This window comes from Streptomyces sp. CG 926 (genome assembly GCF_003148825.1).
Taxonomy (GTDB): Bacteria; Actinomycetota; Actinomycetes; order Streptomycetales; family Streptomycetaceae; genus Streptomyces.
The window spans coordinates 905953-920160 of sequence record NZ_QGGZ01000001.1; the positions used below are offsets into that span (position 1 = coordinate 905953).

Genomic DNA, 14208 nt, shown 5'->3' on the forward strand with positions numbered 1-14208 from the left:
GGGGCCATGACGGTGGAAGCGAACGCGAACGGGGACACGGGTACGGAAACGGGCGCGGGTACGGGGGTCCCCGGGCCGGCGGGGCTGCCGTTGCTCGGCTCGCTCCTCGACCTGCGGTCCGACTCCCTCGGGACCTATCTGCGCGCCCAGCACCAGCACGGCGACCTGGTGCGCATCACGGCCGGTCCGCCCGGGATGCGCGCCGAGTTGTACTGCGTCTTCTCCCCCGAGGGCGCGCAGCAGGTGCTCGCCTCCGACGCGGCGCGCTTCCGCAAGGACAACCGCTTCTACCAGGAGGTCCGGGAGTCCTTCGGCAACGGGCTGCTGACCAGCCAGGACGAGGACTACCTGCGCCAGCGCCGGCTCGTGCAACCGCTGTTCACCCGCCGGCGCGTCGACGGTTACGCCGAGGCGATCGCCGCCGAGACCCGATCCGTCATCGAGGCCTGGGGAGATGCCCTCGACGGCGTCGTCGACGTCTCCGACGAGATGGCGCACCTCGCCCTGCGCGCCGTCGCGCGCATCCTCTTCGGCACCGATGTCGAGGCCACCGCCGATGTCGTGGCCGAATGTTTTCCGGTCATCACCGACTACGTGCTGCGCCGCGGCTACTCCCCCGCCACCATCCCGCGCCACTGGCCCACCCCCGGCAACCGGCGGGCCGCCGCCGCGTTGGACGAGCTGTACGGGGTGTGCGATCGGATCATCGCCGAGCGCCGGCGCGGCCCCACCGGGACCGCGGCCGGGGCGGGGTCCGAGGCCGGGGCGGGGTCCGGGTCCGAGGCCGGGGCCGGGGCTCCCGGCGAGGACCTGCTGACGCTGCTCGCCGCCGCCAAGAGCTCGGACGACGGGGAGTTCGACACCTCCGAGCTGCGCGACCAGGTGTTGATCTTCCTGCTCGCCGGGCACGAGACGACCGCCACCTCCCTCTGTTTCGCCCTGCACCTGCTGTCCCTGCACCCCGAGCAGCAGGACCGGGCCCGCGCGGAGGTCTCCCGCGTGCTGGGCGACCGTACGCCCGAGGCCGCCGACCTGGAGCGGCTCCCGTACCTCACCCAGGTCCTCAAGGAGGCCATGCGGTTGTATCCGGCCGCGCCGGTCATCGGGCGCAAGGCCGTCGCCGCCACCCGGATCGGGGAACACACCGTCCCCGCCGGTGCGGACGTGATCATCGCGCCCTGGGTGACGCACCGCCATCCCGCGTACTGGCCGGACCCGGACCGCTTCGACCCCGAGCGCTTCACGCCCGAGGCGGAGGCGGGGCGGCCGCGCTACGCGTGGTTCCCGTTCGGCGGGGGGCCGCGCGCCTGCATCGGGCAGCACTTCTCCATGCTGGAGTCGGTGATCGCGCTGGCGATGATCCTGCGGGCCTACGAGTTCGAGGCCGTGGACACCGAGGTTCCGGTCGGCGCCGGGATCACCCTGCGGACGACCGGCCCGGCGCGCTGCCGGATCCGTCGTGCGGACACCCCGGACACCCCGGACACCCCCTAGGGCGCGCCGTGTCACGGATATACGGGATGCGGCCAGGTCAGGGCAGGTAATAGGGTCGATTCCCGTGGAACCACTCACCGAGAAACAGATCCGCTCGTCCTTCGTGAACTGCACCAAGGGCGAGGCGACGCGGCTGCGCCTGCCACTCGACTTCGCCGAACTGCCCTGGAAGGACCTGGACTTCCTGGGGTGGGTGGACCCGGGAGCGCCGCTGCGGGCCCATCTCGTGCTGCCCCGGGCGGACGGCGCAGGTCCGCTGGGGATCTCGCTGCGCGTACCGGCCGTCGGCCGCACCAGCGTGGTGAAGTCCAGCCTGTGCCAGATCTGCCTGACGGGGCACGCCTCCTCCGGGGTCACCCTGCTCGCCGCACCGCTGGCGGGCGCCCGCGGGCGTGAGGGCAACACGGTCGGCACCTACATCTGCGCCGACCTCGCCTGTCCCCTGTACGTACGCGGCAAGCGCCAGGCGAAGCTGCGCGCCGGGCAGTACGAGGAGTCCTTGACGCTGGACGAGCGGCTCTCCCGCATGTCCGACAACCTGAACGCCTTCGCGGCCCGCGTCACGGCGGTGTAGCGGGGCGCACCCGGGGCCGGGCCCGGCCCCGGGGCCCCGGCCCTCAGGTCCGGTCCGCCGTCGGTTGGTGGTTGCCCTGCAGGCGTGCGAGGTCCGAGGGGCGGACCTGGATGACGAACAGTGCGATCAGCGCGCCGACCAGGGTGAACATGGACGCCACGACGAAGGCGGTGCTGATGCCCGAGGTGAGGACCTGGTCGCCCCAGGGTTTGGGGAGTTGCCCGGTGCGCTGGAACAAGGCCTTCTGCACCGGGCCGGCGGTGCTGAGGAAGTCCGGTACCTGCTGCTTGGCCTCGTTGCGGCTCGCCGTGCCGTAGACGGTCACCAGGATCGACAGGCCCAGCGAGCCGCCCACCTGCTGCATCGTGTTCAGCAGGCCGGACGCGGCGCCCGATTCCCGGTCGGTGACGTTGGACAGGGCCATCAGCGTCAGCGAGACGAACTGCAGGCCCATGCCGAGGGCGAAGAGCAGCATCGGCCCCAGGATGCTGCCGAGGTACGTCGAGTCGACGTCGATCTGCGTCAGCCAGGCGAGGCCGGCCGCCGAGGACAGCGCACCGGTGACCATGAAGGGTTTGGGGCCGAGCTTCGGCAGCAGTTTCGCGGTGATCGCGGCGGCCACGGCGATCACGGCACTGACCGGCAGGAAGGCGAGGCCGGCCTGGATCGGGCTGAAGCCCAGCACGATCTGCACGAAGAGGGTCAGGAAGAAGAACATGCCGAAGATCGCGCAGGCGAGCATGAGCATGATGCCGTAGGTCCCGGCCCGGTTGCGGTCGGCGAACATGTGCAGCGGGGTGATCGGTTGCGGCGAGCGCCGTTCGTTGAGGATGAAGAGGGTCAGCAGGACCACGGCGGCGCCGAAGGAGCCGAGGGTGATCGGGTCGCGCCAGCCCTCCTGGGACGCCCGGATGAAGCCGTAGACGAGCGAGACCATGCCGAGGGTGGACAGCAGCGCGCCCGCGAAGTCGAAGTGCCCCGGGTGGCGTGCGGACTCGTGCAGGACCTTGGTGGCCAGCACCGCGATCACGATGGCGATGGGGACGTTGACGAACAGCACCCATCGCCAGTCGAGCCACTCGACGAGGATGCCGCCCGCGAGGAGGCCGATCGCGCCGCCTGCGGCCGAGACTCCCGCGAACACGCCGAACGCCCGGTTGCGGGCCGGGCCTTCGCGGAAGGTGGTGGTGATCAGGGCGAGGGCGGTCGGCGAGGCGATGGCGCCGCCGACGCCCTGGAGGGCGCGTGCGGCCATCAGCTGGCCCTCGTTCTGGGCGAGTCCGCCGAGGAGCGAGGCGAGCCCGAAGAGCAGGACGCCGAAGATGAAGACGCGTTTGCGGCCGAGGATGTCGCCGGTGCGGCCGCCGAGGAGCAGCAGTCCGCCGAAGGCGAGGGTGTAGGCGTTGACGACCCAGGAAAGGCTCTCGGTCGAGAAGTTGAGAGCGGTCTGGATGTGCGGCAGCGCGATGTTCACGATCGTGATGTCGAGAACCACCATGAGTTGGCAGGAGGCGATGACGAACAGGGCGAGTCCGCTGCCGTTTCCCCGGACCTTGCCTTCGGTCCCGCTGTTGCTCGGCGATGCGTTCGGATCCACCTTTTCGACGCTAAGCCCGCGCCTGCGGGGTCACCACTCGAACAGCCTAGTAATGGTGACATTTCACATGTCACACTACGATCATGGATGACTTCCTCAGGCTCTCCGCGAGCACGGCCCGCTTCACCCACGGCGCCCCGCGCGCCTTCTCCTTCGGGGACGACGGCCGACTGCTCTGGTTCCTCCGGTCGACGGGCTCCACCGACGCCTTCGACTCGCTGTGGGTACTGGACACCACCACCGGCGCCGAGACCCGGCTCGCCGACCCTCGCGAACTGTGTCCCGAGCCCGGCCCCCTCCCCGAGGCCGAGCGCCGGCTGCGCGAGCGGACCCGGCTCGTCGCCGCCGGGATCGGCTCGTACGCCCTCTCCGGCGACGGCCGCCGCGCCGCCTTCGCGCTGTACGGGCGGCTCTTCGAGGTCGCCGCGGGCGGCGCCGGCACCCCCAAGGAGATCCCGGCCGCCGGACCCGCGCTGGACCCGCGGCCCAACGCCGACGGCTCGCGGACCGCGTACGTCGCCGACGACATCCTGTACGTCGCCCCGGGCGGCCGGATCAGCCCCGCCGACGGGGCCCGCTGGGGCCTGGCCGAATTCGCCGCCGCCGAGGAGCTGGGCCGCCCCCGGGGCCACTGGTGGTCCCCCGACGGCGTCACCCTGCTGGCCGCCCGGGTCGACGAATCCGCCCTCCAGCGACGCTGGTTCGCCGACCCGGCCCACCCGGAGCGGCCCGCCGAGGACTTCGCCTACCCCGAGGCGGGCGGGCCCAACGCCGATGTCCAGCTGTGGGTGCTCGGCGAGGGCGGGACCCGGATACGGCTCGACTGGGACGCCGACACCTACCCGTACGTCTCCGACGCGGGCTGGGAGTCGCAGACCGAGATCCTGCTGACCGTCCAGGACCGGCTCCAGCAGAACGTGCTGCTGCTCAGCGCCGACCCGGCCACCGGCCGCACCGAGGAGCTGTCCCGCACCACGCACCCGCAGTGGGTGGACCCGCTGGTCCCCGGCACCCCGGCCCGCCTCGCCGACGGGCGGATGCTGACCTGCGCCGACACCCCGGGCGGCGCCGCCCGCGCCCTCGCGGTGGACGGCGCACCGCTCACCGGGGACGAGATCCAGGTCCGCGGCGTGGCCGGGATCCACGAGGGCCGGCTGCTGATCGAGGCGGGCCTGCGCGACCCGTCCGAGCAGCAGGTGCTGCTGCTGGACCCGGACACCGGGGAGCTGACCCCGCTGGCCGACGGCCCCGGCGTGCACACCGTGTCCGCGTCGGCCGGCACCCTGCTGCTGACCACCGCCGACGCCGACGGGGTACGGCGCACCGTACGCACCCCCGACGGGCGGGAGTTCACCCCCGCCGACCTGTCCGAGCCGCTGCCCTACCGGGTGGACGCGGTCCTGGAACGGGTCACCGACCGCGGCATCCCCACCGCCCTCGTGCTGCCCCGCGACCACGTCCCCGGCCGGCGGCTGCCCGTCCTGGTCGACGGCTACGGCGGCCCCGGCATGCAGGACATCACCGCCGACCAGCGCCGCCGCCAGCACCGCCAGTGGTGGGCCGACCAGGGCTTCGCGGTGGTCACCATCGACAACCGCGGGACCCCCTACGTCTCCCCCGCCTACACGCACGCCATGTACCGCGGCTTCTCCGAGGTCACCCTCGACGACCAGGTCGCGGCGCTGCACGCGCTCGCCGCCCGCCACACCGACCTCGACCTCGACCGGGTCGGGGTGCGCGGCTGGTCGTACGGCGGCTACCTCTCGGCCATGGCCGTGCTGCGCCGCCCGGACGTCTTCCACGCGGCGGCCGCCGGGGCCGCGCCGACCGACTTCCGGCACTACGACACGGCGTACACCGAGCGGTACCTGGGCCTCCCCCAGGAGCACCCCGAGGTGTACGAGCGGGACTCCCTCATCCCCGACGCCCCGAAGCTGTCCCGGCCCCTGCTGCTGATCACGGGCCTGGCCGACGACAACGTCCACCCGTCCCACACGCTGCGCCTCTCGCAGGCGCTGACGGACGCGGGCCGCCCGCACCAGCTCCTGGCCCTCCCCGGAGTCACCCACATGACCCCGGGCGGCACCCGGGAGAAGCTGATGGCACTGGAGCTGGAGTTCTTCCGCCGGGAACTGGCCTGAGCGCCGCCCTGACCGCCCGGCCGGCCACCGGCGGGGCGGTCAGGGCCGCGGGGCGAGGACCATACGCGTCAGGGCGATGACCACCAGGGCCGCCACGGCGTGCACCACCGGCAGGAGGACCGTCGCTGCGACCGTCGACGCGCGCAGCGGACTCCGATCGGCGCGCGCGGACTGCGGATCGGCGTTCATGGTCATGACCATAGCCGGCGAGGTCGACACGGTACGACGGTTCCCCGGGGACGCCTTTGTCCCCGGGGCACCGTCGCTTCCCTTGGATCCCCGTCAGTCACCAGGGAAGTGGCAGGCCACCTCGCGGGCGGCGGCTTCGCGCAGGACGGGGCGCTCCGTGCGGCAGAGCTGCTGTGCCTTGGGGCAGCGCGGATGGAAGGTGCAGCCCGGGGGTGGAGCGGCCGGGCTCGGCGGGTCGCCGAGCAGCACGATCCGCTCCCGCCGCCGTTCCGCCGCCGGGTCGGGCAGCGGTACGGCGGACAGCAGCGCCCGGGTGTACGGGTGCTGCGGGTTCTCGTAGAGGGACTTCTTGTCCCCGATCTCGACGATCCTGCCGAGGTACATGACGGCGACCCGGTCGCTGACCCGCTTGACCACCGACAGGTCGTGGGCGATGAACACGTAGGCGAGGCCGAGTTCGGCCCGTAGCCGTTCCATCAGGTTGACGATCTGCGCCTGCACGGAGACGTCCAGCGCGGAGACCGGCTCGTCGGCGACGATCAGGCGGGGGCTGGTGGACAGCGAGCGCGCGATGCCGATGCGCTGGGCCTGACCGCCGGAAAACTCGTGCGGGTAGCGGTCGATGTGTTCCGGGATCAGTCCGACGAGCTCCATCAGCTCGGCGGCCCGGCGGCGCGCGTCCCCCGCGCTCCAACCCTGCACCAGCAGCGGGTCGGAGATGATCCGGGCCACGGTCTGGCGCGGGTTGAGGGAGGAGTGTGGGTCCTGGAAGACCATCTGGATGTGCTTGCGCAGCGGACGCATCGCGGACGGCGAGAGGCGGCTGATGTCCTTGCCCTCGAAGGCGACCCGGCCCGCGGTGGGCTCCAGCAGCCGTACCAGCATCCGGCCGGTGGTGGACTTCCCGCAGCCCGACTCCCCGACCAGGCCCAGGGTCTGCCCGGCGCCCAGGTCGAAGGAGACCCCGTCGACGGCGCGCACGGGCGCCCCCCGGCGCCCGGTCACGGATCGCCGGCCGGGGAAGGTCATGGTGAGGTCCTGTACGGACAGCAGCGGCGGGGCGGTCTCGGTCATCGGGCGGCCTCCTGGGCGGTGCGGTCCCCGGCGAAGTGGCAGGCCACGGTCCGTGCGGGGCCGTCCCCGTACGCCGCCGGCTCCGGCCGTACATCGACGCAGCGCGCGGCGGCCCGCGGACAGCGCGGGGCGAAGGCACAGCCGGGGGCGGGCGCGAGCAGGGAGGGCGGCGAGCCGGGGATGAAGGGCAGGGGGACGTCGTCGGCGGTGTCGAGGCGGGGCAGCGAGTCGAGCAGTCCCCGGGTGTACGGGTGGGCCGGGTCGGCGAACAGGTCGTCGGCCGGAGCCTGTTCGGCGGCGCGCCCGCCGTACATGACGAGCACCTCGTGGGCGACCCGGGCGACGACGCCCAGGTCGTGGGTGATCATCACGACGCCGAGGCCGCGCTCCTGCTGGAGCCGGGCGATCAGTTCCAGGATCTGCGCCTGCACGGTGACGTCCAGGGCGGTGGTCGGCTCGTCGGCGATCAGCAGGTCGGGTTCGCAGGCCAGGGCCATGGCGATCATGGCGCGCTGGCGCATGCCGCCGGAGAACTGGTGCGGGTACTCCCCGGCGCGGCGGGCCGGTTCCGGGATGCCCACCTCGCCGAGCATGTCGACGGCGCGTTTGCGGGCTGCGGCCCGGCCGGCCTTGAAGTGCACCCGGAAGTGCTCGGCGATCTGCTCGCCGACCGTGTAGTAGGGGTGCAGGCTGGAGAGCGGGTCCTGGAAGATCATGGCCATCCGGCGGCCGCGGACCTTGGACAGTTCCCGTTCCGGGAGTCCGGTCAGCTCCCGTCCGGCGAGGGCGACGGAGCCGCTGACCTCGACCGGGCCGCGGTGCAGGCCCATGACGGCGAGCGAGGTGACGGACTTGCCCGAGCCGGACTCGCCGACGATGCCGAGGGTGCGGCCGGCCTCGACGGTGAAGCCGATCGAGTCGACGGCCCGTACGGTCCCGCGCTCGGTGGTGAAGGTGACGCGCAGATCGCGTACGTCGAGGAGCGGAGCGGCGGTGTCGGCTGCCATCAGTACCTCACTCTCGGGTCGATGACGGCGTACAGGAGGTCGACGAGGAGGTTGGCGACGACGATGAAGAAGGCGGCGAGCAGGGTGACGCCGAGGACCACGGGCTGGTCGGAGTTGACCAGGGCGCCGTAGAACAGCCGCCCGATACCGGGGAGTCCGAAGATGGACTCGGTGATGACGGCTCCGGCGAGCAGTCCGCCGAGGTCCATGCCGAAGATGGTGAGGATCGGGGTCATCCCGGAACGCAGCCCGTGTTTGACGACGACCGTGCGCTCGGGCATGCCCTTGGCGCGGGCGGTACGGATGTACGGCTCGGCCATCGCCTCGATCATCGACCCGCGGCTCTGGCGCGCGTACATGGCGGCGTAGAGCAGGGCGAGGGCGATCCAGGGCAGGGTCAGGTTGGTGGCCCAGGCGAGCGGGTTGTCACCGAAGGCCTGGTAGGTGGGGTAGGGCAGGAGGCCGGCGACGCGGATGACGCCGTAGATGAGCATCACGGAGGTGAAGTAGACGGGCAGGGAGGCGGCGGCGACGGCGCCGACCATCAGGGCCTTGTCGGTGGCGGTGTCCTTGCGCAGGGCGGCGGTGACCCCGGCTCCGAGGCCGAGGAGCAGCCACAGCACGGCGGCGCCGACGGCGAGGGAGGCGGAGACCGGGAGCCGGTCCATCAGCAGGTCCCACACGGGCAGCGAGTTCTCGTAGCTGTAGCCCAGGCACGGGAAGTCGCAGTCGACGGCGTACTGGCCGGTGCCCAGGGTGCGGCCGGTGAAGATGCCGGTGAGGAAGTCGGTGAACTGCCGCCACAGGGGCTGGTCGAGGCCGAGGTACGCGCGTACGTCGGCCAGGCGTTCGGCGCTGCAGGTCTTGCCGCAGGCGGCCGCGGCCGGGTCGGAGGGCAGCACGTAGAAGATGAGGAAGGTGACGGCGGCGATGGCGAGGAGCACGCCGACGAGGGCGAGCAGCCGGCGGGCGAAGTAGAGGATCAACTGCGGCCGCCCCTCGGGTCGAGGATGTCGCGCAGGGCGTCGCCGAGCAGGGTGAAGGCGAGCACGGCGAGGAAGAGGAAGACGCTGGGGATGACGAAGTACATGGGGTCGGTCTCGTAGTAGGCCACGGACTCGGCGATCATCTGGCCCCAGGAGGGCGTGGGCGGGCGGACTCCGACGCCGAGGTAGCTGAGGGCGGCCTCGGTGCTGATCATTCCGGGGATCAGCAGCGTGGTGTAGGCGATGACCGGGCCCGAGACGCCCGGGAGGATGTCGCGGGTCAGGATCCGCCAGGGGCCGGAGCCGCCGACGCGGGCGGCGTCGACGTACTCGCGGTGTTTGAGGGAGAGGGTCTGGCCGCGGACCACGCGGGCGACGCCGGGCCAGCCGAAGACCCCGATGACGGTGGTCATGAGGACGATCCGGTTGACGTCCTTGGCCACGGACAGCATCGCGATCATGAAGATCAGCGAGGGGAAGGACATGGTCAGGTCCATGAGCCGGGACAGGATCGTGTCGGTGCGACCGCCGAAGTAGCCGGCGGTGATCCCTGCGGCGGTACCGGCGACCACCACGATGGCGGTGGCGGCGAAGGCGATCAGGAGGGAGACCTGCGCGCCGTTGATGACGCGGGCGAACAGGTCGCGGCCGGTGACGGGTTCGACCCCGAGCCAGTGCTCGGGGCTGATCCCGCCGAGGGCGCCGAGCGGTTGACCGCCGAGGTAGGGGTCGATGGCGGTCTTGTCGAACTCGTTCGGGGACCAGCCGCCGAGGGCGCCCAGCCAGGGGGCGGTGACGGCCATCAGGACGAAGAGGAGGACGACGCCGAGACTGACGCGGACGGCGGGGCGGCGGCGGAGCTCGCGCCGGGCGAGCTGCCAGGGACTGCTGCCGGGCCCTGCCGCCGCCGACCGCCTCTTGGCGGCTTCGGGGTCCGGGGCCGAGCCGGGCGCCGGGACCGAGCCGGGGGCTCGGGCCACGCCCGGGGCCTGGGCCGAACCCGGGGCCTGGGCGCCGCTGTCCGGGGGCCGTGCGGTGTCGGGGTCCGGGGCGCCGGCGTCGCCGAGGGGGGCCCGGTCGTCCGGGACCGGTGCGGTGGTGGTCATGGCTGTGGTGATCCCTCGGGGCCTCAGCCCTGGCTCTTCGCGGGGTCCTTGAGGCCGACGGTCCCGTAGTCGATGGTGCCGGTCCACACGGGGTGGCCGAAGGCGCCGGCGATGTTGGTGCCGACGAGGAGCGGCTTGCGCTCCAGGAGGAGCGGGACGTTCGGGGACTTGGCCATCAGGGCGGCGTCGAGGTCGATCCAGGCCTGGTTGGCCTCCTTGGCGTCGGCCATGGCGTTGATCTCGTCGATCCGCTTCATGGTCGCCTCGTCGCGGAACTGGCTGTAGTTGCCCTGGTTGCCCTTCTCCTTGATGGTGCGTCCGTCGAAGACGAACGGGATCCAGGTGGAGCCGGAGGGGTAATCGGGGCACCAGCCGGTGAGGGTCATGTCGGGGGTGGTGGAGAGGTCGCCGATGACGTCGTAGTAGGCGCCCGGGTCGACGGTGTCGATGACGACCTCGACGCCGGCGCGGGACAGGCCCTGCTGGATGGCCTCCGCCTTGCCCTTGTCGCCGGTGGAGACCGAGAGGGACACCTTGAGGGTCTCCTTGCCGGCGGCCTTGAGGAGTTCCTTGGCCTTGGCCGGGTCCCCGGCCGGGGCGATCTTCAGGACGTCGGCCTGCTTGCCGCCGGAGAGGGCCGGGGGCAGGTAGGCGGTCGCGATCTCGTTGAGGGCCGGGCCGCCGCCCGCGGTGATGACGGCCTCCTTGTCGACGGCGTACTGCATGGCCTCGCGGACCTTCGGGTCGTCGAAGGGGGCGCGGGAGTTGTTCAGGTGCAGCATCTCCGTGCAGCCCTGGGACTCGGCGAGCAGCCGGGCCTTGACCTCCGGCTTGGGCAGCACCTTGGGGGCGCTCTCGGGCCGCATGTCGGCGTACTGGACGGTGGAGGCGTCGGCCCCCTCGCCGGCGATGATCCGGTCGTCGATCTGGCCGCCCTTGAGGCCCATGACGACGACGAACTTGTCCGGGTAGGCCTTGCGGACGGTGTCGGTCCCCGGGTCCCAGTGCTCGTTGCGGACGAGGACCAGCTTCTTGTCGCGGTCGTACGACTCGATCTTGTACGGGCCGGAGGAGAACGGGCGGGCGTCGTACTGGGTGCCCTTCTCCTGGGACTGCGGCACCGGGGCGAAGGTCGGCAGGGTGGCGGTCGCGGAGAACTCGGCGACCGGGCGCTTCAGTTCGAAGACGATCGTGCGGTCGTCGGGCGTCTTGACGGAGTCCAGGTGCTGCCCCTGGAGCGGGCCCTTGTAGCCCTCGGTCCCGGCCAGGTACTGGGCGGCGTAGTCGGGGCCGCCGGTCAGGTCGGGGCTGAAGGAGCGCTCGACGTTGTACTTGACGTCCTGGGCCTTGATCGGGCTGCCGTCCTCGTACTTGACGCCCTCCTTGAGGGTGAAGGTCCAGGTGCGGCCGCCGTTGGAGGAGGTGCCGAGGTCGGTGGCGAGGTCGGGGACCAGCTCGCTGCCGGCCTTGCCGGGCTCGGCCTTGAAGGTGACGAGCGTGCGGTAGAGCAGCCGGGTGCCGAAGTCCATGGTCGGCATGGTCCAGTTGCGGGCGGGGTCGAGGTGCGCGAAGTCCTGGTTGGACAGGACGGTGAGGGTGCCGCCCTTGACCGGGGTCCCGCCGAGGATCTTGCCGTCGTTGGCTGCGGCGGGGTTGCTGCCGCCCGAGCCGGCGGAGCCCTTCTTGGTGTCGGAGCAGCCCGAGGCGCCGAGTGCGAGAGCTGCCACCAGTGCGGTGGCGAGGGCGAGTTGGGTGCGCTTGGTCATGGGTCACTCCAGTGAAGGGCCGCGCTCTAGGATGTGACCGGTAACATAGTAATGTGAAATTGCACTGACAAGGGGTTGGTGCCGCCGTTATCCAGCCGTGTCCAAAACGGCCTGGGCGGCGCGTCGGCACGACAGCCGACCCGGCGGGCGGGAACATGCCCGATGTGATCACCACGGCCAAGGCCACGCAGCGGAGCAGGAGTTCGGTGCGGCGGGACACGGCGCTACGGGAGGCGCCGCGGCGGGGGCTGCCTGAGCCGGGGCGACGTGAGCCAGGGCGGCCGGAGCCGGGGCGGCGGGACTTCTTCACCGCGATGGGGGCCGTGGCGGCGACCTTCGCGCTCGGGGTCCCCGCCCGGGCCACCGACGCCGCCCGGGACGCCGCCACGGCCGTCGAGTACGTCGACGTCCAGCTCCTCGACATCACCGACCTGCACGGCTTCCTGCAAGGCGCACCCGGAAGCAACTCCGTCATCGTCGGCAACGGCGGCATCGACTACACCGTCGGCGGCGTCGCGTACCTGGCCGCGCACCTCGAACGGCTCCGCGACGGGCACCCCAACTCCCTCTTCTTCAGCCCCGGAGACTCCTTCTCCGGCTGGGAGTTCGACGCCGCCGCCTTCGCCGACGAGCCGACGATCGAAGCCCTGAACCGCATGGGGCTCGACTTCGCGACGGCCGGCAACCACGAGTTCGACAAGTCGCCCGCCATGCTCCGACGCCACATGGAGCAGGGCATCCCCTTCCCCGTCGAGGGCCGCGACACCTCCTTCACCGACTCCTCCGGCCTGCGCTTCCACGGTGCCGACTTCCGCCACTACAGCGCCAACCTCGTCCGGGGCCAGGACGGGGAGACGGTCCTGCCCGCCTACAACATCGAGCGGGTACGCACCGCCGACGGCCGGGAGCTGCCCATCGGGTTCATCCACCTCACCGCCGTGGGCAGCGAGCGCTTCCCCGGCTCCTTCCAGCCGGGCCTCGCCACCCTCGACGACGTCGCCACCGCCGACCGCTACGCCGCGCTGCTCAAGGGCCAAGGCGTGAACGCGATCGTGCTCAGCCTGCACGACGGGGCGGTGGCGGGAGCCGACTTCAACAGCGGCGTCGACCCCTCGGGGCCGGCCCTCGACCTCGCGCTACGGGTCTCCCCGGACATCGACGTGATCGTCACCGGGCACTGGCACACCCGGTTCAACATGATGGTCCCCGACCCGAACGGCGTCCCCCGCCCCTTCGTCGAGGCCGGCTGCTACGGCCAGGTGATCAACGAGATCAACCTGCGGCTCGACCCGCTCACCGGCCGGGTGATCCGGGAACTGACGATCTCCACCAATCACCCCAACACCCGTGACATCGCACCGCATCCGGAGCTGCTGGAGGTCGTCACCTACTGGGCGGGGCAGGCCGCCGAGCGTGACCGGATGCCGATCGGACGGCAGACCGGCTCGTTCCTGCGCGCCCGGAACACGGCCGGCGAGAGCACCATGGGCAACCTGGCGGCCGACTGGGCGCTGTGGGCGGGCGGCAGGCCCACCGATCCCGAGAACGACGCCAACATCCACCCCAACGTCCCGGCCGAGCTCGCCGTGGTCGCCGCGGCGCCCCGGGTCGGCCAGACGATCATCGCCGGGGACCTCGTCCTCGACCCCGCCTCGGGCGGCGCCGTCACCTTCGGCAGCGCTTGGCGGGCCCTCGGGTTCGGCGATCCGATCGTCAGCGCGTGGGTGAGCGGGCAGCAGATCCACGACGCGCTGGAGGAACAGTGGACGACGACGGAGAGCGGCGAACTGCGCTTCGCGCCCTTGGCCGTCTCCCGGAACGTGCGCTACAGCTTCGACGCGGGTGGCCCGGTCGGGGACCGGGTGCACCCCGCGGAGGTGTTCGTCGACGGCGTCGCGCTGGAACTCGGCCGCCGGTACCGGCTCGCGGCGCCCTCGTACACGCTGCTCGCGAGCGACGGCTATCCGGCCCTCTCCGCGTTCGAGGAGCCCTACCGGCACCAGCGGGACTTCGAGAGCTTCGTGGCGTACGTGCGGGAGACGGCCGTACTGTCCCCGCAGCCCCGGGGTCGGGTCACGGCGGCGGCCGCGAGCGACGCGGCGGGTGCGGTGGGCACCGTGGTGGACCCGCCGGTGCCGCTGCTGCCCGACGGCACCCCGGTACCACGCCCGGAGGCGGCGATCATCACGGGGGACCGGCCGCGGCCGACCCGCGACGGCGGCCGCGCGCCCTGCTGATCGTCCGGGAACCTGTCCGGCCCAGGGGATCCTCCGG

Annotated in this window: 11 protein-coding genes; 4 read left to right on the plus strand and 7 right to left on the minus strand. The window is 72.2% G+C overall.

Going from position 1 to position 14208, the window contains the following annotated elements; all coding sequences use genetic code 11:
- The first annotated feature begins 6 nt into the window (after positions 1-6).
- Positions 7-1494 carry a cytochrome P450 gene (locus BCL76_RS03725; protein WP_109778055.1) on the plus strand — a complete coding sequence of 496 codons (1488 nt, stop codon included), beginning with the start codon at positions 7-9 and terminating at the stop codon, positions 1492-1494.
- Positions 1495-1558: 64 nt separating this feature from the next.
- A complete protein-coding gene (locus BCL76_RS03730; protein ID WP_109778056.1) occupies positions 1559-2068 on the plus strand; it encodes an FBP domain-containing protein in 510 nt (169 codons plus the stop codon).
- Positions 2069-2111: 43 nt separating this feature from the next.
- On the opposite strand, the gene BCL76_RS03735 is transcribed toward BCL76_RS03730, so the two are convergent.
- Positions 2112-3665 carry an MFS transporter gene (locus BCL76_RS03735; RefSeq protein ID WP_109778057.1) on the minus strand — a complete coding sequence of 518 codons (1554 nt, stop codon included), beginning with the start codon at positions 3663-3665 and terminating at the stop codon, positions 2112-2114.
- Positions 3666-3748: 83 nt separating this feature from the next.
- Between BCL76_RS03735 and BCL76_RS03740 the strand changes: the two genes are divergently transcribed.
- Entirely contained in the window at positions 3749-5806 is a 2058-nt protein-coding gene (locus BCL76_RS03740) for a S9 family peptidase (protein WP_109778058.1), read from the plus strand.
- A gap of 39 nt (positions 5807-5845) precedes the next feature.
- Here the strand turns inward: BCL76_RS03740 and BCL76_RS38780 are convergent, their stop codons facing one another.
- From BCL76_RS38780 to BCL76_RS03765, 6 genes are all read right to left on the minus strand, one after another.
- Positions 5846-5995, minus strand: a complete 150-nt coding sequence (locus tag BCL76_RS38780) for a hypothetical protein (protein ID WP_181382419.1) — start codon at positions 5993-5995, stop codon at positions 5846-5848.
- A gap of 93 nt (positions 5996-6088) precedes the next feature.
- Positions 6089-7069 (minus strand): ABC transporter ATP-binding protein, encoded by a 981-nt coding sequence (locus BCL76_RS03745; RefSeq protein ID WP_109778059.1) that lies wholly within the window; start codon positions 7067-7069, stop codon positions 6089-6091.
- Positions 7066-8076 carry an ABC transporter ATP-binding protein gene (locus BCL76_RS03750; protein ID WP_109778060.1) on the minus strand — a complete coding sequence of 337 codons (1011 nt, stop codon included), beginning with the start codon at positions 8074-8076 and terminating at the stop codon, positions 7066-7068. Before BCL76_RS03750 ends, BCL76_RS03745 begins: the two co-directional genes overlap by 4 nt.
- Positions 8076-9062 (minus strand): ABC transporter permease, encoded by a 987-nt coding sequence (locus BCL76_RS03755; RefSeq protein WP_109778061.1) that lies wholly within the window; start codon positions 9060-9062, stop codon positions 8076-8078. The genes BCL76_RS03750 and BCL76_RS03755 overlap by 1 nt, the downstream gene beginning before the upstream one ends.
- Positions 9059-10168 carry an ABC transporter permease gene (locus BCL76_RS03760; protein ID WP_258309276.1) on the minus strand — a complete coding sequence of 370 codons (1110 nt, stop codon included), beginning with the start codon at positions 10166-10168 and terminating at the stop codon, positions 9059-9061. Before BCL76_RS03760 ends, BCL76_RS03755 begins: the two co-directional genes overlap by 4 nt.
- A 23-nt stretch (positions 10169-10191) precedes the next feature.
- Positions 10192-11934, minus strand: coding sequence for an ABC transporter substrate-binding protein (locus BCL76_RS03765; protein WP_109778062.1), 1743 nt, complete (start codon positions 11932-11934; stop codon positions 10192-10194).
- A 314-nt stretch (positions 11935-12248) separates the two neighbouring features.
- On the opposite strand from BCL76_RS03765, the gene BCL76_RS03775 reads away from it, so the two are divergent.
- The gene (locus tag BCL76_RS03775; protein WP_109778063.1) at positions 12249-14171 is read left to right on the plus strand and encodes a bifunctional metallophosphatase/5'-nucleotidase; all 1923 of its coding nucleotides are present in this window, start codon (positions 12249-12251) and stop codon (positions 14169-14171) included.
- Positions 14172-14208: the final 37 nt, after the last annotated feature.